The organism is Zobellia sp. OII3 (genome assembly GCF_002211465.1).
In the GTDB taxonomy this organism is placed as follows: Bacteria; Bacteroidota; Bacteroidia; order Flavobacteriales; family Flavobacteriaceae; genus Zobellia; species Zobellia galactanivorans.
This window is the reverse complement of sequence record NZ_MWRZ01000002.1, coordinates 634475-657491: the sequence shown is the minus strand read 5'-3', so window position 1 is coordinate 657491 and position 23017 is coordinate 634475. Positions and strand designations below refer to the sequence as shown.

The 23017-nt window shown below is 44.5% G+C and carries 25 protein-coding genes; 12 read left to right on the top strand and 13 right to left on the bottom strand.

Annotation, left to right across the window (positions count from 1 at the left end):
* Nucleotides 1-3: 3 nt before the first annotated feature.
* The 8 genes from B4Q04_RS10120 to B4Q04_RS10085 all read right to left on the bottom strand — a co-directional run bounded on the left by B4Q04_RS10120 (nucleotide 4) and on the right by B4Q04_RS10085 (nucleotide 6720).
* On the bottom strand, nucleotides 4-723 hold the full coding sequence (locus B4Q04_RS10120; RefSeq protein ID WP_084724410.1) for a sterol desaturase family protein: 720 nt from the start codon (nucleotides 721-723) through the stop codon (nucleotides 4-6).
* Between the two features lie 324 nt (nucleotides 724-1047).
* Nucleotides 1048-1413, bottom strand: coding sequence for an antibiotic biosynthesis monooxygenase family protein (locus B4Q04_RS10115; protein WP_013995790.1), 366 nt, complete (start codon nucleotides 1411-1413; stop codon nucleotides 1048-1050).
* Nucleotides 1414-1419: 6 nt separating this feature from the next.
* Nucleotides 1420-2283, bottom strand: coding sequence for a nuclear transport factor 2 family protein (locus tag B4Q04_RS10110; RefSeq protein ID WP_236631001.1), 864 nt, complete (start codon nucleotides 2281-2283; stop codon nucleotides 1420-1422).
* A 205-nt stretch (nucleotides 2284-2488) separates the two neighbouring features.
* Nucleotides 2489-2986: a VOC family protein gene (locus B4Q04_RS10105; protein WP_088696732.1), complete on the bottom strand. Its 498-nt coding sequence runs from the start codon at nucleotides 2984-2986 to the stop codon at nucleotides 2489-2491.
* Between the two features lie 171 nt (nucleotides 2987-3157).
* The gene (locus B4Q04_RS10100; RefSeq protein WP_088696731.1) at nucleotides 3158-4003 is read right to left on the bottom strand and encodes an SDR family oxidoreductase; all 846 of its coding nucleotides are present in this window, start codon (nucleotides 4001-4003) and stop codon (nucleotides 3158-3160) included.
* A gap of 111 nt (nucleotides 4004-4114) precedes the next feature.
* On the bottom strand, nucleotides 4115-4987 hold the full coding sequence (locus tag B4Q04_RS10095) for an AraC family transcriptional regulator (RefSeq protein ID WP_013995786.1): 873 nt from the start codon (nucleotides 4985-4987) through the stop codon (nucleotides 4115-4117).
* 72 nt (nucleotides 4988-5059) lie between these two features.
* Entirely contained in the window at nucleotides 5060-5467 is a 408-nt protein-coding gene (locus B4Q04_RS10090; protein WP_088696730.1) for a VOC family protein, read from the bottom strand.
* A 47-nt stretch (nucleotides 5468-5514) separates the two neighbouring features.
* Complete coding sequence (locus B4Q04_RS10085; RefSeq protein ID WP_088696729.1) at nucleotides 5515-6720, bottom strand: winged helix-turn-helix domain-containing protein; 1206 nt, start codon at nucleotides 6718-6720, stop codon at nucleotides 5515-5517.
* 229 nt (nucleotides 6721-6949) lie between these two features.
* On the opposite strand from B4Q04_RS10085, the gene B4Q04_RS10080 reads away from it, so the two are divergent.
* Entirely contained in the window at nucleotides 6950-8230 is a 1281-nt protein-coding gene (locus tag B4Q04_RS10080; protein WP_088696728.1) for a serine hydrolase domain-containing protein, read from the top strand.
* 80 nt (nucleotides 8231-8310) lie between these two features.
* On the opposite strand, the gene B4Q04_RS10075 is transcribed toward B4Q04_RS10080, so the two are convergent.
* Entirely contained in the window at nucleotides 8311-9309 is a 999-nt protein-coding gene (locus B4Q04_RS10075) for an alpha/beta fold hydrolase (RefSeq protein ID WP_088696727.1), read from the bottom strand.
* Nucleotides 9310-9608: 299 nt separating this feature from the next.
* Nucleotides 9609-10058: an META domain-containing protein gene (locus B4Q04_RS10070; protein ID WP_013995781.1), complete on the bottom strand. Its 450-nt coding sequence runs from the start codon at nucleotides 10056-10058 to the stop codon at nucleotides 9609-9611.
* A gap of 447 nt (nucleotides 10059-10505) precedes the next feature.
* On the opposite strand from B4Q04_RS10070, the gene B4Q04_RS10065 reads away from it, so the two are divergent.
* Both B4Q04_RS10065 and B4Q04_RS10060 read left to right on the top strand, forming a co-directional pair.
* Nucleotides 10506-11123: a hypothetical protein gene (locus tag B4Q04_RS10065; RefSeq protein WP_123772355.1), complete on the top strand. Its 618-nt coding sequence runs from the start codon at nucleotides 10506-10508 to the stop codon at nucleotides 11121-11123.
* A gap of 287 nt (nucleotides 11124-11410) precedes the next feature.
* A complete protein-coding gene (locus B4Q04_RS10060) occupies nucleotides 11411-12079 on the top strand; it encodes a hypothetical protein (RefSeq protein ID WP_088696725.1) in 669 nt (222 codons plus the stop codon).
* An 85-nt stretch (nucleotides 12080-12164) separates the two neighbouring features.
* Here B4Q04_RS10060 and B4Q04_RS10055 read toward each other — a convergent pair whose 3' ends face one another.
* The 3 genes from B4Q04_RS10055 to B4Q04_RS10045 form a co-directional block, all read right to left on the bottom strand.
* On the bottom strand, nucleotides 12165-12755 hold the full coding sequence (locus B4Q04_RS10055) for a YceI family protein (protein ID WP_088696724.1): 591 nt from the start codon (nucleotides 12753-12755) through the stop codon (nucleotides 12165-12167).
* 106 nt (nucleotides 12756-12861) lie between these two features.
* Nucleotides 12862-14130, bottom strand: coding sequence for a hypothetical protein (locus tag B4Q04_RS10050; RefSeq protein ID WP_013995776.1), 1269 nt, complete (start codon nucleotides 14128-14130; stop codon nucleotides 12862-12864).
* Nucleotides 14131-14165: 35 nt separating this feature from the next.
* On the bottom strand, nucleotides 14166-14750 hold the full coding sequence (locus tag B4Q04_RS10045) for a YceI family protein (RefSeq protein ID WP_046287634.1): 585 nt from the start codon (nucleotides 14748-14750) through the stop codon (nucleotides 14166-14168).
* A 651-nt stretch (nucleotides 14751-15401) separates the two neighbouring features.
* Here B4Q04_RS10045 and B4Q04_RS23125 point away from each other — a divergent pair.
* The 9 genes from B4Q04_RS23125 to B4Q04_RS10010 all read left to right on the top strand — a co-directional run bounded on the left by B4Q04_RS23125 (nucleotide 15402) and on the right by B4Q04_RS10010 (nucleotide 22980).
* Nucleotides 15402-15881, top strand: a complete 480-nt coding sequence (locus tag B4Q04_RS23125; RefSeq protein WP_317042117.1) for a bile acid:sodium symporter — start codon at nucleotides 15402-15404, stop codon at nucleotides 15879-15881.
* Nucleotides 15763-16395, top strand: coding sequence for a bile acid:sodium symporter (locus B4Q04_RS23120; RefSeq protein ID WP_317042120.1), 633 nt, complete (start codon nucleotides 15763-15765; stop codon nucleotides 16393-16395). The genes B4Q04_RS23125 and B4Q04_RS23120 overlap by 119 nt, the downstream gene beginning before the upstream one ends.
* Nucleotides 16396-16408: 13 nt before the next feature.
* Nucleotides 16409-16570, top strand: coding sequence for a hypothetical protein (locus B4Q04_RS22710; protein ID WP_161496064.1), 162 nt, complete (start codon nucleotides 16409-16411; stop codon nucleotides 16568-16570).
* Between the two features lie 303 nt (nucleotides 16571-16873).
* Nucleotides 16874-19495, top strand: a complete 2622-nt coding sequence (locus B4Q04_RS10035) for a T9SS type B sorting domain-containing protein (protein ID WP_088696723.1) — start codon at nucleotides 16874-16876, stop codon at nucleotides 19493-19495.
* 180 nt (nucleotides 19496-19675) lie between these two features.
* Nucleotides 19676-19981 carry an ArsR/SmtB family transcription factor gene (locus B4Q04_RS10030; RefSeq protein WP_088696722.1) on the top strand — a complete coding sequence of 102 codons (306 nt, stop codon included), beginning with the start codon at nucleotides 19676-19678 and terminating at the stop codon, nucleotides 19979-19981.
* 48 nt (nucleotides 19982-20029) lie between these two features.
* Nucleotides 20030-20266 carry a thioredoxin family protein gene (locus tag B4Q04_RS10025; RefSeq protein ID WP_013995769.1) on the top strand — a complete coding sequence of 79 codons (237 nt, stop codon included), beginning with the start codon at nucleotides 20030-20032 and terminating at the stop codon, nucleotides 20264-20266.
* 10 nt (nucleotides 20267-20276) lie between these two features.
* Nucleotides 20277-20684, top strand: a complete 408-nt coding sequence (locus tag B4Q04_RS10020; RefSeq protein WP_088696721.1) for an OsmC family protein — start codon at nucleotides 20277-20279, stop codon at nucleotides 20682-20684.
* A complete protein-coding gene (locus tag B4Q04_RS10015) occupies nucleotides 20677-21651 on the top strand; it encodes a permease (RefSeq protein WP_013995767.1) in 975 nt (324 codons plus the stop codon). The genes B4Q04_RS10020 and B4Q04_RS10015 overlap by 8 nt, the downstream gene beginning before the upstream one ends.
* 12 nt (nucleotides 21652-21663) lie before the next feature.
* On the top strand, nucleotides 21664-22980 hold the full coding sequence (locus B4Q04_RS10010) for an FmdE family protein (protein ID WP_088696720.1): 1317 nt from the start codon (nucleotides 21664-21666) through the stop codon (nucleotides 22978-22980).
* Nucleotides 22981-23017: the final 37 nt, after the last annotated feature.

Sequence of the window (23017 nt, the reverse complement as noted above, 5' to 3'; positions counted from 1 at the left end):
ATATTATTTGTTATGTCTTGAAAATATTTTATCTAAAAGGTGTAACGCAAATCCGTAGTTTTGTCGGCCCCTGCTATGGTGTTCGTTGTGATGGGTGCCAAAAAGTTTCCAGCCTTTCCCTTTTCCGCTTCCAAAGCGATAGTTGCAATGTCCCGCAAAATTCAACAAGATGCTTATCAGCGGATAAATAAATATGGCTATTATCGAAAAAGGGACGAAGGGGGCAATGGTTACGGGAACCGTGCTAAGTAGAAGGGCCTCTACCCAATGAAAACTAAAAACGGAATATACCGTCGGAATCCTAGATTTGTGGTGTATGAAATGCACATGCCTCATCATAAATTTTTGATGCATTAACCGGTGTACCAAATAAAAGTGGACCTCGTTCCACAGGGAAAGGATTACGATCCCGATCAATATATTGGACCACGTATTGGGCAAGAGCTCAATCACTCCTTTCCGAATAAGAAAAACGATGGGGATGATGGAAAACCCAAAAATTACAATCGATTTTACGGAGTGCTTGATTTCAAAGGCGATTTGGTCTTTTGGAACGGCTATGGATTTTATCTTGTTGAGGATGCCTTTGCGCTCCAACACCTTGCAAACGAATAAAAACAGGGAGCCTACGCCAAAGTACAAGCCTATAAAGTAGCCGAAGGTAAGGCCGTATAGCACTGTATAACTATAATTTAAAATAATGTCTTCAATCAGAGACTCCAAGGGCAATGGTCTAGTTTATATGTGGGACGAATGTCAACTCCTAAAATACAGTAAAGATTTATATCTAACAGAATTAATCTTGATAACGTATGTCTTTAGGTGTTTTATTGCCTTTGAAAGAGCATGTGTGCTTTCTTACGGAAAATTCATTGGCCTACAAAGCGATTCACTAAGGAGCCATTGTTGAATATGGAACGTGCTTTAGACGAATTGGGTCAAGCTGCCGGAAGCAAAAAGAGGAGTTCGTATTTGAAGACTAGGGTAAAAAATAGGAAAAGGCCGCCCCAAGGCAGCCTTTTCCCAATCGGAATGCAAACTTATGCATCACTTTACATTGTACCTCATCATCTTCATGGTACTTCCTTCGATCATTTTCGCATAAGGGGCTACCGATGTATCGTTCATAAACTTGTTCATAGAAGCTTCGGCGTCTGTTTCTGACTTCCATCGTACGACCACTAAAACCTCATTTCCTTCCTCGTTATAGGCGCTTTCCCTGCTGATAAAGCCGGGTTGCTTGCTGGTATACGTCTCCTGTATCTTGGCGTCTTCCTTCCAAAAATCATCGGGGTTGACCGTGTCTTTGTATTGAAAACTGGTGATTTCCAAAATGTAGGGATCCGTTGGTTCTTCTCTTTGGTTCCAACTTGCCAAGCTGAAACAGGTGATGATTATAATTAGATATTTCATGATGGATTAATTAGGAAAGTTAAACTTACCGTTAGTGTTCTTTCTATCGGCTTCGGGGGCAATCGTTTCGATAACATCCCAGTGTTCGGCTATTTTTCCGTTCTCTACCCGAAACAGATCGTAGTAAGAGGTATGTGCCCCTCCAAAATGACCTTCGCTAATGCTCAGGACGAAATTACCTTGCCCCAATACCTTGTGTATTACAGAGAACTCCATGGTAACCCCTTGTTCGGCCATGGCGGCCAAGGCGCTTCCTAGGCCCGATAGGCCGTCCGCAATGTTCGGATTGTGCTGGATGTATTGGTCGCCTTCAAAATAATTTCCAATTTTATCCATATTGCCGTTTATCAAAATATCGGTAATAAAGTTTCTTACCAAGGTCTTGTTCGCTTCGGTTTTATCGAGATCGGTGATTTCGATGGCGCCATCGATCATGGTATGGCCGCTTGGGTTGGGCTGTTCGGGCGTTACTTGTAGGTTGTCCCAGTGTTCTACGATCAAGCCGTTTTCGAACCTAAACACATCGAAGCCGATCTTTGGGCCAAAAAAGTTGTAGTCTGTATGCGTAAATATATAGTCGCCATCTTCAAAGGCCCTTATTGTATTTACCTTAGCGGAATTTGGGGGCAAGGCCTGTAAAATTTCACCAAAACCGGCCAGACCGTCGGCCACCCCTAAATTGTGTTGTGTATATGATTCGGGATTGATGTAGGAGGCGGGTTCTTGTGCGCCTGTCTCTATCGATTTGAGTACTTCAATTACTTTTTCCTTGTTCGATACTTTCGGTGTGGTCACGTCATCATCCTGCCCGTTGCAAGAAGAAAGGCTCAAGGCCGAAATAAAAATTGCTGTTAAGAATGTGCTTTTCATTTTTCTAAGTTTATAGGTGTTAAATTCGGGGCAAAAATACGTTGGGCATCCACCCTGTTCGGGATAAAAAAATGCCTTTCAACTGTAAAAAAGGGAAAGTTTGAAGTTGGGAACGAAAAAACACAAGGCTGTAATGCGCGTGTTTCTACTGGTCCCTAAAAATTAGTAGGTTAAAGAGGAATAGGGGCTGGCTAGAAGGGGGTATTTAAGATGCTAATTCGGCCAGAAGCCCTTGAACGTCGAGGGGTCTGGTGTACATTTCGAGGCTACCGTCCGCTTGCTTCGGCCATTGCTCCCTTGGCCTGTCCCAATACAATTCCACCCCGTTTCCATCCGGGTCGTCTAGATAGATGGCCTCCGAGACACCGTGGTCGGCCGCCCCGGTCAACGGATAGCCTGCATCTCTCAAGCGGGCCAGTATTTGCGCGAGATCTTTTCTCGTGGGGTAGAGAATGGCCGTATGAAACAAACCGGTACTGTTTTTTGGAGGTCGAGGTCCATTTTTACTTTGCCATGTATTTAGGCCGATATGGTGATGGTATCCGCCAGCGGAAATAAATGCCGCTTCTTTTCCGTATAAGGTGGTAATCTCAAAGCCGAGCAGGCCGTGGTAAAAATCAAGGGCGCGTTGCAGGTCGGCTACTTTTAAATGTATGTGTCCGATACTTGTGTTTTGCGGAAGCTTGTATTCTGAATCGCTCATGACTTGAACTGTTAAGGGGTGAAAAGATGAAATGTTCTGTGTTACTTACAAAGATGTGACAAAAATATGGGACACCACTTTTGTAAACGATGTACACAATATGAATTGAAAAAGGGGGTGCCGTTTGGTATATAAACAAACGGCACCCCCTTTTACGAACAACCAATGGGTTTACCCTATGCTGGCCGCTATGGAGCTGGATAATGGGGTAGTAAGCCTGCCCAATAACAGGGATAGTTGATGGCCCTCGTCAAAGAGGTCGCCTTTTTCGGTAGATACATCGGAACTGGCCAAGAACTCCGCAATAGGGGCGGGCACTCCCGCTTCTTGTAAGGCTTTGGCGTATTCGGCTTCCGGAAGGTTTACGTAGGGAATTGCCTTTCCGGCCTGTTTGGAAAGCTCTAGGGCATAATCGGTCATGGTAAACGATTTGTCACCGGCCAATTCATAGGTTTTTCCTTCGTGGCCTTCGGTGGTCAATACGATGGCGGCCGCCTCGGCATAGTCTTCGCGACTGGCGGAAGAGATTTCTCCTTCGCCCGCGCTACCGTATACGGCGCCCTTGGCGATAACGTCTTTCAGGGTATCGGTATAGTTTTCGGTATACCATCCGTTTCTCAAAAGGGTGTACGGAATTCCCGATTCGGCCAAGGCCTTTTCGGTGCCCAGGTGTTCGGGAACCAAGGGGGAACTAGATGTATCGACATGTAAAAGACTGGTATAGGCCATGGCTTTTACCCCTGCGTTTTTTGCCGCGTTTATTACATTGGCGTGCTGGGCCAAACGTTGCCCCAACTCGCTTCCTGAAATCAACAAAAGCGTATCGATCCCTGCCAGGGATTCCGTCATTTGTGCAAGGTTTCCATAGTCGAATGCGCGTACTTCAACCCCTAGGTCCTGTCCTTTTTGTGGGGTTCTGGCCAATGCGACAATGTTGGCTTCAGCGGTTCTTTCCTTTAGTTTTTCAACCACAAGTCTGCCTAATTTTCCGGTGGCACCGGTTACTGCTATTTTCATCTCCTATAGGTTTTGATGGATGTATTAAAATTTATAGGACAAAAGTAGTTCGGCGCTTTGTGGGAGGGACTATATAAAAATGAAGTTATACTGTAAAAAACGGAAAGCAGGCTAGGAGTGGAGTTGGCGGAAAACTTCGGGGGTGGTCTCGGTATTTTTTTTAAAATACTTATACATATTGGTAGGTTCGTCAAAACCGGAAGTATAGGCAATTTCGGTAATGGACATGGAGGTGTTGATCAACAAACGTTTGATTTGGGTGACAAGAATGTCATCTATGATCGCCTTGGCCGATTTACCTACGATCGTCTTGCATATATTGTTTAGGGTTTTTGGGGTACAGCCCATTAAACTGGCATAGTCCAAGGTCTTTTTGGTTTCAAAACAGCGTTTTTCCACCAACTGTTGAAAGGCGATAAAATCGCTTACGTATTTATGCTGGGTAAAACTGACGCCTTGCTTCAGCTTGACGCGGAAGAGTTTAAAGATCAAGATATGGAGTAGGTTCCTGATAATGCCGCTAGAAAACTCGTCGTAATTCTCGTTGTATTCCACCTCTATTTCCTTAACGAGGTCATGGATACCCGCAAAATCGGTATCGCTGGTATTGATGCAGGGCGTAGTCAAAAACTCGTTGAAGAGTTCGTGTGAGCGGGCAACTTCTTTTTGACTTAAGAGGCTGGCCAAAAAGTCTTCGGTAAAAATTAATATAAATCCTTTGGTCCCCGGGCTTTTAAAGAAGCGGTGTATTTGGTCTTTGCGTATGGTAAAAATGGTGTTTTTACCATAGGGATAATCGGTGAAATCAATGGTATGCTTTGAATCTCCTTCGGTAATGATCATAATTTGGTAAAATTCCACCTTATGGGGCGAAGTAATATCTTGCTCTATATTTCGTGCAAAAAGTACTTCCAACTTAAGCAGCTCAAAACCCGAATCGGGCCTGGTCTCGTTGTTGAATTTTACGTTCTGTATTTCGATCATCTCCTTCTTTGTTTGGACAATTAAAAGGCGGCAAAACTATGCTTTTTCGGCCGTATACCAGGTATGGGGGCGTTAATCTTCGGGACCCATCCAGACGAAGGGATTGTGGGCCACTTCCCATAGATATCCGTCAAGGTCTTTGAAATAGCCGTGAAAACCGCCCCAATCGGCCTTTTGCGGTGGCTTCACCAAAATGGCCCCGGCATGTATGGCTTCGTTCAATACCGAAATCACCTCTTCTTCGCTAGAGACGTTATGGGCGAGGGTCATACCTGAAAAACCACTTCCTTCGGGAGCAATACCCACATCTTTTGCCAAGTGTTCCTTCTCGGTGAGCCCGAGCCAGGTTCCGTTCAAATCGAAAAAGGCCACACCCGGAGGGGATTCGAATAGGGGGAGGCCCATACCTTCTTTGTAAAAGCGGATCGAAGCTTCTAAATTTTTCACTCCTAAAGAAATCATACTTATTCTTGGCTTCATGGCACTAAGTGTTTATGTTGTATCAGACTAAATGTCGCATGTTTTATTTAAACGACCAAATCGGGGTTGATATTGAAGAACTGTGGTTTGTAATTTGCGGGAACGGTGGTGTGCAGGTAGAGCCCCTTACAGCCATTGAACCGAACAAAGGCCTTGAGTTCCTTCCCAAGGGCGGCCGAAAATGCGTCCAATTTCGTTAAGCTTGGTTCTAGGCTCAATCGATGGATGTGCAAAATTCCCGTTTTTCTGTCCGCCTTACTGTCCATACGGGCCACAAGTTTTCCGTCCCATAAAATAGGCAGGGTAAAATAACCGTGTTGGCGCTTGTGTTGCGGAACATAACACTCCAAAAGATAATCGAAACCAAAGAGTTCCTGTGTTCGTTTTCGTTGTATGAGGAGATTGTCAAAAGGCGATAAAATCTTGGCTTTCTTTCGCAAGGGCCGGTTTAATAGTTCAAGGGATTCGGGTAAAAGGTAATAGGGATTTCCGGAAACTTTGATAGGCAATACTTCACCCTCGGCCAGCATATGGTCAAGCGCCTTTGAGACTAGGGGTTTTACGTTTTTGAGCAGGTAGGTCATTTCTGAAAGTTTGCCCGGCCCATTGGCACGCAAGTATTTTTTCACCAAAAACTTTCCGTATTCCGCTTGGGTCGGGGCCGTGGTGTTCACGGAGTCGGGAAGCACCCTTTCGGTAAGGTCGTATACCTTATGGAAATTAATACGGTTACAGATCATCAGGTCGCCCTGTATAAACAAATTTTCAAGGGCCTGTTTGGTGGGTGCGGTTTTCCATTCGCCCAGTTTACTTCCCTTTTTATCAAAATCCCTGGCCATTAACGGGCCTTCGTCCTTTATGCGTTCCTTGACGGCATTCATAAGCTTGAGGTCGCGTTTAAACCAATGTTTCATTTGGCCCGTGGCAATAGCGTGTTTGCGCGGAAGGCTGAAGCGATAATCGGACATGGGCAAATACGAGGCGGCGTGCGACCAGTATTCAAAAACTTTCTTGTCGGCTATCAACTTATGTATATGGGAAGCTTTATAGTTCGGGTTTCGGTTGTACAGGGTGTGGTGATGTGCCCTTTCGATTACGGAAATGGTATCGATTTGAATATAGCCCAAACGTTCAATGGCGGAAAGCGTGGTAGCCTGGGCGGGACCCGTACGGGCGGTAGGCGGTAAACCTTGCGATAACAAGGCCAGTTTTTGGGCTTCACGGAGCGAAAGGCTTTCTAGTTTTGAACTCATAGGATGAAATTAAGGAAGAACTGTGCAAAGGGAACAAAAGTAAGAACATCGGCACTGATTATATGGTGAAAATGTACGAGACGGTATCGAATAAGGGGTATAATTGTTCAAAATGTTAAAAACAATATAAAAACGGGAAAAATTTATAAGAAAAAGTGCATTTTATCCGTTATTTAAGCAATTCATCCTATTTTCGTGCATCTCAACCTACCAAAAGAATAGCTTATCAATGCAGAGATATAAAATTTTGATCGCATCTGCGTTCGTCGTCTTCACTTTATCCGTATTTATTTCACGTGCATTCAATGCAGAATCGACCAAAGCCCCCAAGAAGGCGGTAACGGCCTCGACAATTGAAAAAGACCCTAAAATCGATAAGGAAGTCCTTCTTTACGCTTCCCGACAAAAGAAATTACAGGCCGCCCTGAATGCCTATTTCAAGAAGGCCATTGCCAATGGCGATGTCGTCGGGGCAGGGGTGAGCATCGTTACGGGCGATTCCATAGTGATATCCGACGGTTTTGGAACAAAGAAAAGTACGGATAACAGTCCCGTAAACGGGGAGACGGTTTTTAGGTTGGGTTCATTATCAAAAGGTTTTGCCGGCATGTTGGCCGCCAACATAAAGCACGAGGGAAAATTGAATTGGACGGATCGGGTAAGCGATTACCTTCCCGAATTTCAATTGGGTGATGGCTCCAATACCAAAAGCATCACCTTGGCCAATATTCTATCGCACACTTCGGGCACGCCCTATCACAGTTATACGAATCTAGTGGAAGCCGGTCTTCCCCTAAAGGATATAGCCAAGCGTTTTAAGGAGGTAATGCCCATTAGCAAGCCGGGAATCATGTACAGCTATCAAAACGCCATGTTCGCCCTTTGTGGGGAAATGATGAAGAAGGCTACGGGCAAAAAGATAAACACCCTTTTAGACGATCGCTTTTTTAAGCCCTTGGAAATGTGTACCACGACTACCGATTTCGAGACCCTGACGCATGAGGCCAATATTGCCATGCCGCACGTAAAAGCTCGGAACGGTTGGAGGGCTGCCCACTTAAGGGACAATTACTACAATGCCGTAGCTGCAGGGGGAATCAGTTCCAATGCCCACGATATGGGAAGGTGGATGCGTTTTTTATTGGGACACAACCCTGATGTTATGGATAGTTCGGCCATAAGGGAAGCCTTTAATCCCTTTATCGAGATTTCAGGACATAGAAAATATTATCAGCGATGGCCGGGCCACACCCGTTCTTATTACGGCTTTGGATGGAGAATCCATAAGTTTACCGAAGGGCAGGCCAATGTAGAAAAAACGATCTGGCACCATGGTGGAAGCGTCAATAACTACAGAAACGAGATTGCCGTGTATCCGGAATCGGATTTGGGCATCTGTGTACTCTTGAACAATAACTCGCCCATAGCCAAGACCGTAATTCCGGACCTGTACGAAATCGTAAAAAAGGTCTATAAAGAAGAAGAGGCCACCACCAGCAAAAGGATGTAGCCTCTATTTCCGTATCAGGGGGTATGCCCCCCGTCTTAGTTCTTTTCTTTAAACAAGTCTTCGATTTTTGGCACTCGGCCTTACTCCTTTAGAAAGGAGGTCAGGGGCGCGATATAGCGGTCAAAACTCTCAATATGGGGCAGGTGGCCGATATTCGCCAACTCTACCAACTCCGCATCCGGTATGCGCTCTTGGGTCTTTTTGCCCAGTTGGTTATAGAGTCCCATAGTCTTTCTCACCTTCTCCGTAACCAAAGGTTTTCCTAAGGCCGTACGGTCTCGGGTACCGATGATCAGTAAGGTCTTGGCCTTGATGTTTTCAAACTCATAGACCACGGGCTGGGTAAAGATCATATCGTAGGTAAGGGCCGCGTTCCAAGCGATGCGTTCGTAATCGGAATTTAACGTCCATCCCGCCAAAAGGTTTACCCATTGATCGTACTCGGGCTTCCATTGCTTGTCGTAATAGCTTTCAAGTTGATACTTACGTATGCCCTCATAACTCTTTTTCAATTCGTTTTGATACCACCATTCCACAGGTTTGTAAGGTACCTTAAGTTTCCAGTCCTCTAAACCGATAGGGTTTTCCAAAATCAGTTTTTCGGTGGTTTCCGGATACATCAAGGCGAAGCGGACGGCGATCATGCCTCCCATGGAATGTCCCAAAACGGCCGTTTGGGAGACTCCCAATGTATCTAAAAGGCTTTTGGTGTTTTGGGCCAGTTGCTGAAAGGTATAGTGAAAATGGGCCGGTTTAGATGATTTTCCGAAACCGATCTGGTCGGGGGCAATGACCCTAAAACCTTCCTTGGTCAAGGCCTCGATGGTGGTCTTCCAATAGGCGCCGTTAAAGTTTTTACCGTGGAGCAATACAATGTTCTTACCGTTGTAGTTCTCGGGCTTTACGTCCATATAGGCCATTTTCAGTTGTTGCTCCTGATTGCTGATGCTCAGGGAGGACACGGGAAAGGGATACTCGTAATTGGCCAATTCGATATCGAGCCATTCGAGTTTTTCCGCTTGCGCATGGGCCACGTGAACGGTGATCAGGGCAAGGAGGACGGGAATGATTTTTTTCATGATTTTGACTTTGTGTTTTTTCGTTCTTGTTAGGGCTATGGTTAGTCCCCAGTAACATAAGGGGCAACAATGACCGAACAGCCTTTCTCTAAGCTAGGGATTAGGGGAGCTGATTGACATAAGGTCGTTTTATAAGCCGTAAGGGGTTACAAAGGGCAAAAGTAAATCTTCCTGTTAGAAGGTCGCAATAATGTTTTGTTAAGATCAAATCGAACGTGCGAAAGTGGAAGTTTGGGGTGCGATAAGGGGAACGGCGTACCGCCAGGGCCCGTTTTCGTACGTCGTGGTGGGTGGGAGGATTAACGTTGGTCGGTGGCCGAGGCGTCTTCCTTGGGCTTAAAACGCATCATGGGCACCTCGTCCATCAACAGTTCCAATTTGCCATCGGCATCGATGTGGTAGGCGTTGATTTTCTTCATGGTATTGACAAAGAAGCCTTCCCCTTGGCCGCAGAACATCATGGTGGTAGGGCCGGGCTCGCCAAAGGAAATTTGTTTGCCGTCAAGGGTAAAATCGGCCGAATATCCATTGCAGCTGTTGTTGCCTACCACATGGGACTTCTCTTGGTCAAATCGGATGAAGGGCTTGCGATTTGGGTAGAGTCCCGAAAAAGCAATGCGCGGGCCTGATAGGTATTCCAGTTCCCAAACGGAGCCAAAGAGCGGATTGTCCGCCGTTTTTTTTGTCGAGGAACAAGAACCGAGTACTAGGGAAAGAAGTAAGAGACAGAGGGAAGTAGAGCTTTTCATAGCGATTTTTTTAAGGGTAGGGTCACCGCAAGCACTAGCTTGGGCGAAGCTTTTTAGGGCGAAAAATAACTTATTTTATAGAAAGCACAGGAAGGTAGGGTGTAAAGACTTTGTTAATTTTTCGCCCCCTTTCTACGGAAGCCCTATTGAAAAATTTCTTAAAAACCTTACGTAAATCTGTAAGGTATGGATGTTAAATCACTGTAAATTAGCGGGGTAAATTAAAAGATGGGCGGAGGATGCCCTCTCGAAGCCGAAGGGAGGCAATCCGGCAGAATGTGGAACCCATACCCCTGCCGGACAAAGTACAATATATCGACACAGGCAACGCCTGGGCTAGTCGGGCTAGGTATTTGCGAAATTCTTACTTTTATGGGTATAAACAAGGTAGCGTCAATGGCTATATCTAGGTTTAGTTGTTGGGAGCCATTGAAAAAAGTACGATCCATGGAAATCACAAAAAAACAAAACAAGGCCGTTGACGACATCGTTGAGATGGTGGTCTCGGTAATCGGAAAGGGATCAAAGGAAATGGATGCTACGGAAGCTATTTCGAGCACTGCGAGACTGGCCGGCAGTTTTTTGTTCCGGTCCTTTGGTTTTAATGTAGCGGATGCAAAACCGGGTTCTGCCATGTTATCCGAAGAGGCCAATACCAAAGGTCCCCAGCTTGTTCAAATTACCCACGCCGTACTGCAAAAATATGGAGTACAGATTGACAATAACAAGATGTCGGGCAGCAACCGAAAACGGGCCGAAAGCAATTTTGTGGATGCCATTGCCAAGGTTCAGGACCCGGCCTTGGAAATCATGAAAAATAATGATTTAAGCTACGAACAAATGGCCCAATCGGCTGCCATTGCCACGGCCTTCATTATCCAACAAAGTGCGAACATCGCCCCTGAAGAGGGTTTTGGAACGGCCATTTACCATTATATTGAAGGCACAAAAACCTTTCCTCCCGAATTTTCCGATACATCGGAAAAACCGACCAACACCAAGGCCCCTGCAAAGGAAAACACGGAGTCCAAAGGCAGTTCAAAACCTTGGTGGAAGTTTTGGTAATCGATTTTTCGTTCCAATAATGCTATATCGGAAGAAGGGTGACGCTTGCGGCAGCTAGAGGGAGAATCCAAGAAATTTTTAAAACTACTCGGTAGTAGCAAAGTTAAATACGAATCAAATTTAATGTAGACAGAACAATCGTTTGAAATAATCCCTCTTCCCTCTCGACAAGTCCATTTCATTTTCCCTTATAAGGCAAAAAGCCAACCGTGCAACCATTTTTCTGCTGGCACCTTATCAATTTTATTTACCTTGGCAAAAAACACTAATAAACCATACCGTACTTTATGAGACGCCTATTCTTATTGTTTGTCTTACTATCTACCGCAACCTCTTTTGGGCAAGCGCCACAAAAAGTAAACCTTACCGATTATATCAGGGAGATCCAAATATGGCACAAGGAAAACAACCATATGTCCCTCGCCTTTTGGATCCCCACAGGCTATTGGAAAATCGCTACGGAGGGCAATCCTCAAATATCCGGTGAAACGGTAGACCAAATCGTTTCGGCCTTCGACGATTACGTCTTGGTATGTGGTCTCGATGTAGATATCCATACCAATGGCACGGCATTGTTCACCGACGAGGCCACTTTGCGCCAATCGATTTCCCTTATAGACGAACAAGGGGAGGTCTACTTGCCCTTAGATGACGATGAGGTAAGTCCCGAGGCTTCGGGCTTTTTGGAACCCATGAAGCCCATGTTCCGCCAAATGCTGGGCCAGATGGGGGAGGGCATGCATTTTTTCTTCTTTAAGGTGCAGGACGAAAACGGGAAGACGGCCATAGATGAATACAAAGAGGGTAGTTTTACCATAAAACACTCCGATAAGGAGTTTAAATATGAGCTACCCTTGGTAACCTTGATGCCGAGCAAAAAATGCCCGGTAGACCATGCCGAAATGAAAGGAAACTGGAAGTACTGTCCTTTTCATGGGGACTTACTTAAGGAATAACGAACAGAAAGAAGTCTGTGACGTTAGGTGGCGTGTAGACCAAATTACCATTGTACTTTTTGTACCGTCGGTGCGGGCACATTTTCTAATTGCGAATCTCTTTAACCCCCAATTTAAAAGAGATTTCAACATTTTCATGTATGTTAATGAGTCCGAACAACTTGCTCGGTGCCGCTATATTGTGATCGGGCAAACTTATATTCAAGTCCCCTTTTATTAAGAGCTTATTATCTTTTTCTACCTCCACTGGAACTTCGTAGGTATTGGTCTCCCCTGCAATTTCTATATCCAACACCACCTTATAGGCAGCTGTGCTTTCTATAGGCTTGATCTCTTTTAAAAACAAAAATATATGGGGTTGCTCTTCTGATTTTAAAATGTCACGCAAATCCCTGTTAATTCCTCTTCCGCCACAATCAAAACAATCGACGTTCAAAACCAGGGCGGTTTCGTCGAACTTTATCCTATTGCCTTCCTTATAATAGTCCACATGCACCGGGTTATTAATATTCTCCACGTCGAACCGGCAAGAAAAGGTGTTTACATTGGTAGTTCCCTTAATGTACAAGGAGCTATCGGGAGTAATGGCTACAAAGGTACGTCGGATGGTCGCACCTGTAGTAAAGGCCATTATGGCCATAACGAAAAAAAACAGCCTTACCTTTTTTAATATCATAATACTAAATCATCTGAGGTTATAATAAACATAGCAAGTCTCAAAGTAGGTTCTTAACTATAAAGAAAATGGTACACAATGAGACCTGCTATTTTTACCTTTTTAATTAGAAACTAATGACGGCTTCAAGTATAGGTCCGTCGAACTGACCGTCTTCAAGAAGGTCTCCTACCGGGTAATCCTTGTATTTTTGGTTTACATATTCGGCTTTTAAAAGAACGTTCTTGGTCATAAACCAACCCGCACCTAGTTGAAATCTATTGATATTTATATCGTCGCCGCTGGCCAATTCTGCGCTGACCGTATTATAGCGGCCACCTATAAAGAGGTTCTCGCTTTTGCCGAACCTGTAGATAAGTTCACCAGCGTATTGTTCGGCATTTCTTCTATCGGCTTCGCTCAATCCTTTTCCAGAAGTGACCTCTACCGTTCCAAAAAATTCCAGACCGCCATATTTTACAAATGGGTTGATCATAACGGCAGTAATCTGGTTGGTAAAACCGGGGTCGAACCGTCCGGATCTAAAGTTGTCGCCAGTGGCCGTAGCATCTTGCATAATGTCGTAATATCGAGATCCGGCCCTATCGGCAGAATAGAGGTATACGTTGGGGGCGTACCCGGTGTTGTACAAGGATCCGGTTAACCGAAACCTTAGGTCGTCGGAAATTTGTTTGTCGTAACCCAACTTGGCCAATAGGGCGGCACCGCCGGTAGACCCGTTCGATTTGGTGACGCTTTGGTTCAATTTACCGTTGGTGAACCCGATCATTCCCAAGAATCCGCTATCGGTCCTATAGTACAGTTCAGCACCAACTTCGGTAGTGAACGAATCCATGATCAAGTTTCCGACAAAGGGGTTGTAAATCGCCTGGGCGTTGTCGCTTCTTCTAAAATGGGCATCGCCATAATTGTTCTCCATATGCCCGATCTTAATCGTTGCATGGTCCATAAAATCCCCTAAGAAGCCTTCGCTGATAAAATCGAGCTTGTCTATTTGAAAATAGCCTCCTTTTACATAAGGTTCGTGGTGGTGTCTAGAAGACAAATAGGTTCTTAGGTGCATGTTTACCCCATCGTAAAGGGCTACGTCCAAGTCTAGGTTAGCGGTTGCGAGGTTAAAATTGCTACCAACCTCCGCCAAGGGCAGAACACCCGAGTTTTCATTGTCCAAGGCCTGGTATTGAAGGGCAAAAGATCCGCCGATCTTTACTTTTACGTTCTCAAAGGTGGTTATGGTGTCCTTTGGGCTTTCAAACACATTTACACCTCTTTTGTCCGGTTGCCGATAGTTGTCGATTTGCCTGTTCTGGGCCGATAGACCGACCCCGACCAAAGCGGTTCCAAACAATATTGCGTTTTTAAAAATTGCTCTCATAGTCTACTCTTTTTAATAATTGTTTTTATTTGTTGTTATTGAAATACGGTGGTAAATTTTATGGTTACTTCATCACCTGTGGTAATGGTTCCCAACAAGGCGGTTGGCGGCTCTACCTTAAAATCGGTCATCTTGAGCGACTTTTCTCCGGTAAGCGTTATTTTATCGCCGTCGATTTGCAGGGAAAATTGTAAGGGTATCCTTTTTTTGACCCCTGAAATGGTCAAGTCGCCCATTGCGCTAACGGCATAGCTTCCATCGCCTTTTCGGGTGCTTTCCTTTACCTCGGCCAATTCGAAATAAATACGCTTGTACTTTTTGGTATTTAAAGCCTTATAGGTGTTTTTGTCCATAGAAGACTTGCCGCTTTTTAAACTTTCGGCTACTACCTGTACTTGGCATTGCCCTAACTCGGCGGCCTCCAAATCATTAAATACGATTTTTCCGCTTTGCTCTTCGGCATCTATTTCCCAATCGTGTAAACTGGAAGTTCCCAGAACGGTCATAGTGGACGATTTGTTTACTAAATTGAACTCTTGGGCGCGAACGGTATTCGACAGTATCAATAAGAAGAACGTCATACCATAGACGGCCCTGTACATGGTTTTAATCATTGTCATATTGCTGTTTTTATTAAATTATTCGATAAAACTATAGTCCAAAATCCATCTCGTTTATGACTTTTGTCATTGGATAAATGGGGTAGATGTAAGTATTTGTATATAAGTAATATGCGATACGTATTTTTGCCGATTTTTCTTACCGATGAAGATGCGACCGTGCATCGGCCCTTGGGGAACGTTGAGGTATGTCCCGATGCTTCCTGTTTTTGAAACCCATGAAGCCCATGTTCCGCCAAATGCTGGGCCAGATGGGGGCATGCATTTTTACTTCTTTAAGGTGCAGGACGCAGACGGGAACAATGCGATAGACGCATAAGAGAGGGGTGCTATTCCGACTGGGAGTTTACCTATACGCGTCCTTGGTGGCCCTTATGCCGTACAAAATGGCTGTGGACCATGCCGAAATGAAAGGGAACTGGAAGTACTGTCCTTTTTATATTGACCTACTGAAGTAACCACAGGCGGAAAAAGGCCTGTGACCACATTGTTTTCGCACGTTCAAACAAACACAAGGGAGTTGTATTTCTGATTTTAAATTCTCCCTAAAATCGATATTTGCCCCTTCTAACCTAGGTCAAAAAAGTATCTTTGTCCCTTTTATAAACATCATGATGGTTTTTGGACCTTTTATACGCATTTCCAAAAAATATGAAACTAAAGATAGATCGGTTTGTACTATCGGTAATAGTGGTTATTGGCTTGGCCTATCTATTTCCCCAGTGGGGAATACCGGAAAGTAAGATTCCTATCGATACCATAAGTGCGATAGGAATTTCGCTTATATTCTTTTTCTACGGACTCAAATTGAGTCCCTCTAAATTAAAGGACGGGCTTAAAAATTGGAGATTGCACCTTTTGGTACAGGCCTCCACCTTTCTGATTTTCCCCCTATTGGTCTTGCTATTTCGCCCCCTCATCCAGAACGGGGAGCAGGAAATCATCTGGTTGGCCTTTTTTTTCTTGGCCGCGCTTCCCTCTACCGTATCCTCATCGGTAGTTATGGTTTTCCATAGCCAAGGGCAACATCCCCGCCGCTATTTTCAACGCCAGTATTTCGGGTATTATCGGGGTGCTACTTACGCCTTTATGGATGGGACTCTTTGTCAAGAACGCCCAAACGGAGTTTGACTTTGCCGATATCTATCTACAACTGATCGTACAGATTATTTTACCGGTATTGCTCGGGGTGGTGCTACAGCGTTTGTGGGGGGAATATGCACAGAAATACGGCAAGCAATTGACCCTGTTCGACAAATCGGTCATTCTGCTCATCATTTACAAGAGTTTTGCAAGGTCTTTTGACTATAATATTTTCAACGCCATTTCCTTTTTAGACCTGCTCATAGTTTTTATAGCGGTTTTGGCTTTGTTCGTCATCCTATACGTTTTAACGGGATTCTTGGCCAAGAAGCTGAAGTTCAATACCGAAGATCAAATTACCGCCCAATTTTGCGGAACGAAAAAATCATTGGTACACGGTACGGTGTTCGCTAAAATTATCTTTGGCAATGCCGCTACGATCGGTATTATTCTTTTGCCCCTTATGCTGTTTCACGCCCTGCAGTTATTGGTCATAAGTGTACTCGCCTCAAAAATGGGGGATAAAAACCAGGCCATTAAAGACGGGTCGCCCAGTTCTTGACGCCAAAAAATAGGTGAACGGCATAGCGTCTTTCGGAACCATTGACGATAATGCCCGATCGGCCGAAGTCGTAAAGGTAAAGTATGTGGAAAATGTCATACGCGCCGTGGAGAACGGTACGGAACCAGACCCAAATTTTACCAAGGCGATCGGTTGTCCGGTAAGGGCCAAGTAATCACGGACATAAAACGTTTATACCGACATATAAAAGCGGTCCGAGCGCAGGCTCGGACCGCTTTTTGTTTATACCTGTTTACCAACGACTACCAATACAGCATTAACATAGAAGCTACCTATGCCGTAAAATGCAAAAGATATCATTGCACTATTCAGAATGATAGAAAACCTAGATCTCGACACCGAACAAGAAAAAGAAGAGTACTTCCTCTTTTCTTTTTGTCATTTTAACCAATGTCTTCAATATTCAATAATTTTTATTACATTTTACCCTATTTTGTGGTTTAAGCAATTTTAGCTCATGAAAAATCCCCTATTATTCATAATGTTGCTTTTTTTAGGAAGTTTCATTTCATCGGCTCAAATTCCCGTATCCGAAATACAAGCACTAAAGGCTTTTTATGATGCGACCGGGGGACCTGGTTGGTTCAGCGAATCGGATGGAGACCCCACAAACGATTGGAATTTTGTGGTCCCCATAGAAAATACGGTGGTAACCAATGATTGGTATGGGTTGACCATATCAGGAAATAATATCACCCAGATCAGTATGAACCCTACATCTAGGGATGTAGATAGAAATAACTTGACAGGAACTTTACCACCCGAAATAGAGAACCTCCCTTTTTTGCAAGTATTGAACTTGTTTTCAGAAGATTTATCAGGAACAATACCCGAAAGTATTACCTCATTAAGCAATTTAGCAACTCTTAATCTAGGCAGGAACAATTTTTCAGGAGAGATTCCAGTAGATATTGGGAATCTGACTTCTCTGATAAACCTTGTATTACGTGAAAACGAATTGACGGGAACAATCCCTCCTTCCATTGGCAATCTTTCTAATCTGGAAAGTTTATTAATTGATGGAAACTTACTTACAGGAGCTATTCCCCCAGAAGTAGGAAACTTGTCATCTTTGGAATATTTATGGTTAAGCGCAAATAATCTAAGTGGAACAATTCCTGTTGCTTTAGAAAAGCTTGTTAATCTAATACAATTGAATTTGAGCAGTAATCAATTATCAGGAAATATACCAGTGGAACTGGGAAATTTGCCCAACTTACAATCATTGTCATTATCGTATAATGAATTAACAGGAACTATACCCGTTGAACTTGGACAGTTATCTAATTTAAGAAGTCTTTCATTGAGAGTTAACGAACTCTCGGGCGGAATTCCGATTGAACTAACTCTTTTAAATAATCTAAGCCTATTATTTTTGCAGGATAATAATCTTTCAGGAGAAATACCAGTAGAACTGGAAGATTTAATTAATCTGGAACAGTTATCCTTAAGTAAAAATAATTTTACGGGGGAAATACCTGATGAGCTAGGAAATTTGACCAAACTTAAAACCTTATCATTATCCGATAATCAATTAACAGGGGAAATTCCCGATACATTTTCCAATCTTCTTGACTTACATTCTTTTCAGGTTGAGAATAATCAATTGAGTGGCCCTTTGCCGTCCGGTCTTGTTAATTGGGTTGAATTAGAATTACTATATATCTACAATAATAATTTTGAAGGTGTCTTACCGGATTTTTCCAATGCCAATGATTTGGACTTTTTGAGATTCGGTGATAATCGTTTTGAATTTGGGGACTTTGAGGATCAATTTAATGATTTCAACTCTAACCTTATCATATTTGAAGACACACCCCAGGCAAAGGTCGACGAGGTAGAGAACATTACCACCTGTACGGGAAACACAGTTACCCTCGAAACCACGGTAAGTGGTTCCGCCAACACTTATGAATGGTTTAAGGACGGCGTTGCCATCCCCGGTTCCGACAGTGTCAATTTGGAACTCGACAACCTCCAAATTTCCGATTCGGGGGTCTATACCTGTATAATAACCAGTGCTATCGTCACAGATCTGGTACTGGAAAGAAACCCGATAACGCTTACCGTAAGCGACGTAGGGTCCACCGCCAACCCCATTGAGAATTTATATGCATGTGATACGGACGGCGACGGTATTGAAACCTTTGCCTTGGATCTGGCTCAGATCGAATCTCAAGTGATCGGCCCACAGACCGGGGTCACCGTGTCCTATTTCGACGCCATGGGAAACCCCTTAAACTTAACGGCTTCATATACCAATACCACTCCCGGCCAGCAAGATATTACGGTTCGGGTGACCAGTTCCTCAGGTTGTTATAATGAGACCGTTTTCAGCCTTCTTGTACAAGAGGCACCGGTGGCCGACATCTTTGGAGATGTAGAACGGTGCGATAATTTTGAGTTGCCAGCGTTGAGCGCGAACAACTACTATTATACGGGGCCGAACAAAACGGGAACACAACTATACCCCGGGGATGTCATATCGGAAACGACCACCCTGTACATATATGCGGAAAACGGTTCGGGATCGGATACCTGTACGGACGAAAGTAACTTTACGGTTACCATCAATGGGGTAAACGACGTTACCCTGTTGGAAGATGTAACTGAATGTAAGGGATATATTCTTCCCATCTTACCTACAGACGAAAGCTATTTTACGGAGAGTAATGGCGAAGGCCTGCAATTATATCCTGGAGATGAAATCGTTGAAACGCAATTGATCTATGTTCGTTCGGAATCCAATGGATGTGCCCGAGAAACTAATTTTACCGTGACCATTGACACTGTCGCCTGTAACGATTCCGAATCTTTGGAGCTTCCAAAATTCTTCACACCCAACAATGACGGAACTAACGATTATTGGGACACTTCCATTCTTGCGGGGGGAAACAGAACCTATATTTATGTGTTCGATCGCTATGGTAAATTGTTGGTGCAATTGGACCCGAACAACAATGCCTCTTGGGACGGCACATACAACGGTCGGCCAATGCCTTCCGACGACTATTGGTTCACATACGTAGACCAAGAAACGGGAAAAACATTGTCCGGTCACTTTACCTTAAAAAGATAGTTTTATCTATATAAAGGCGGTCTGGGCCTGCACTCGGACCGCTTTTTGTTTATACCTACCCTGGCCGCACCATTACCCGGCCTCTATCTGCAAAAAAAATAACTTTTTCAAAAAAATGGCCTTATGTGACTTTGGTCACATTACAGGCCAATCGTCTATCGTAATTTTACGATAAGCAATATGAAAAGAAGTTTGGAACATATCGAATACAAGGAAGATACCGAAGCCTTGGCAAAATTTTCCAAAGCACTGGGGCATCCGACACGCATTGCCATTTTAAAACACCTTGAAAGTCAGTCCTGTTGTTTTACGGGCGATTTGGTGGACGTGTTTCCCTTGGCGCAATCTACCGTTTCACAACATCTGAAGGAACTAAAGAATGCGGGACTTATTCAGGGAGAATTAAAACCGCCCAAAATAAAATACTGTATCAACCAAGAAAACTGGAACATTGCAAAAGCGTTGTTTCAGGATTTTTTTAAATAATTTTTTTAATCATCAAATCGTCCATTGGCGATAAACAAAGAAGTTGTCATGAGCAAAACAATTAAAATTTTAGGAACCGGTTGTCCAAAATGTCAATCCTTGACAGGTGTTGTCAAGGATGTGGTTTCCGAAAACAACATAGACGCCACGATCGAAAAAGTAGAGGATATCATGGAAATCATGAAATACAACGTAATGACCACCCCGGCATTGGTCATCGACGACGTGATTACCATAAAAGGCCGGGTACCCTCAAAAGACGAAGTATTGGCACTGTTGAACTAATAAGGGTATTATGGACTACCAAATCAAAGCTTCCTCGATGGCCAATGACGATGCAACGATCCATATAAAGGAATCGAACATCGCGTTTGGCACGACTTCAAAAACTGCCGACAGTCTGCCCAATCCCGCCGAGTTGTTCTTGGGGTCGTTCGCTGCCTGTATGCTAAAGAACGTGGAGCGTTTTTCTACCATGATGCGATTCTCCTATACCAAAACCACCCTCGAGGTAAAGGCTACGCGCCTAGAGAATCCCCCAAGAATGGATAACATCGAATACAGCTTAACGATCTACAGCGACGATGACAAATTGAATACGGCCCTATTGAAAAAGAATATCGAAAAGTTCGGTACTATTTACAATACCGTAAAACTGTCATGTTCCATTTCGGGAACCATAAAAACCGTTCCTAATGTTTGATTGGCTTCAGCATTTTGCCGATTGGTTGATCTATTCGGTGTTTGGAATAGGAGCGGATACCCATTTGGGCACGGCCTTGAATTTCTTTGTGTTCGACACCCTGAAAATTCTAATCCTCCTGTTCTTTATCGTTTTTATCATGGGGGTCGTAAACGCCTACTTCCCCATTGAACGCCTAAAGGACTATCTGAACAGGAAAAAGCTCTATGGCCTGGAATACTTTTTCGCCTCCATCTTTGGGGCCATCACCCCTTTTTGCTCTTGTTCGTCCGTACCCCTTTTTATCGGTTTTGTACAAGGGGGCATTCCCTTGGGCGTCACCTTTGCCTTTTTGATCACCTCACCCTTGGTCAACGAGGTGGCCGTTGCCATGTTTTTGGGGATGTTCGGCATAAAGGCCACCTTGATCTATGCCTTGTCGGGCATTTTATTGGGCTCGGTCGGGGGATGGCTTTTGGGTAAAATGAATTTGGAGCCCTTACTCTCCGATTGGGTAAAGGAAATTCTTGAAAACAAGAGGCAGCAGGCCGAGTACCAAGAAGAGAAGCGAAGTTTTCGCGATCGCCTGCCCGAGATAACCCGTGGCGCCTGGGATATTGTCAAGGGAGTGCTGTTATATGTAATTATAGGCATCGCCATTGGCGCCGCCATGCACGGTTACGTGCCCGAGAACTTCTTTGACCGCTATTTGGGCGGTGGCCAATGGTGGACGGTTCCCTTGGCCGTTCTGGTGGCCGTACCCATGTATGCGAATGCCGCCGGTATTGTTCCCATCATCCAGGTCTTTGTGGCCAAAGGGGTGCCCTTGGGTACGGCCATTGCCTTTATGATGGCCACGGTAGGCCTCTCCATTCCCGAGGCCACCTTGCTCAAAAAAGTGATGTCCTTAAAACTGATTGCTATTTTCTTTGGGGTCGTGACGCTGTGCATCATTCTATCGGGATATCTATTCAACCTCATCTTGTAATTCCTATCATCTATGAAAAAATTAATTTCCATCTTTTCCATCATCGTTTTTACATCGCAGTTCCTCATAGGACAGACCGTGCCAGAAGTGTACGCTGTTGGGGCGATGAAGGATATAGGCAACACTTACGATCTTAAGGTCTGGTTGGATACCCTTCCCCAGAAATCCCACTTGTACGGCATGGGGCCCTATGACCGCATGAAAGGCGAAATAACCGTTGTTGACGGCATGCCCTTCCATGCCTCGGCTTTTGAAACCGGGAAGGCCCTTGTGGGGCAAAGTTGGGACATCCGATCCCCTTTTTTCGTGTATAGCCATGTGCCCGAGTGGGAAGGCTTTGATCTAGACGGTCCGCTGAACAGCGTTCAGGAAATCCAGGAAAAGGTGGCGGCCCTTGCCGAAACAAAGGGCTATAATCTCAAAGAACCTTTTGCGTTTCGTATTACAGGGCAGTTCGATGAAATGACGATACATATCGTTACTCCCAGAAACCCTGAGGTAGAAGGTTACAAACCCGATGTAAAGTCCCAAAAATTCACGTCACAAAACGAGAAAGGGCAATTGGTAGGCTTTTATTCGGCACAACACCAGGGAATATTTACAGGTTCGAAAAGCTTTGTCCACGTCCATTTTTTAAAGGACGACCAAAGCTTTATGGGCCATTTGGACAAAATTAACTCGGGAGCCCGATCCTTTACACTTTACCTGCCCAAAAGGGAAAACCATATCAAGACCGGAATGCGGGTCAATGACACCGATTTCTCCAAAGGGCGACTGGGAAATGTACAAGATATAGACCTTAACGACCTCGTCAAATTTCACGGTCACCTTTGCGACGGTTTGGTAGTGGGCCATCTGGCCCTGCAAGAGGCCTTGGGCGAACTGTATCGAGACGGCCCCATAGACCGTACCAATACCCGCATTGTGAGTCAACCCTCGCCCTGCCTTACCGATGCGGCCATATACGATACAGGGGCACGGTATCAATTCAACACCTTTTATGTTTCCAAGGATATCGACGGCCTGTTTACCGTGCAACGTATCGATACCCAAAAAGCCGTAACCGTACGCATGAACCAAGGAGTAAAACCAGGGGAAATAGATAAACTGGGCGCCCTTGCCGTAAAAGGGGAATTGCCCCCGTGCGAACTGGACAAGCTTAGAAAAATGGAGGACGATTTCACCGAAACCCTATTATCGACCGACCCTAAGAACAATTTTACCGTTACGGAAACCGTCGATTTCAAGTGGAAACCGGTGTTAAGAAACGATTTTATAAAAACGGATATCCTTAACAAGGACACATCAGAATGCCAGCAAAAAGATTAGTGCAGGGAAGAACACATACATAGTAATTCATAACATA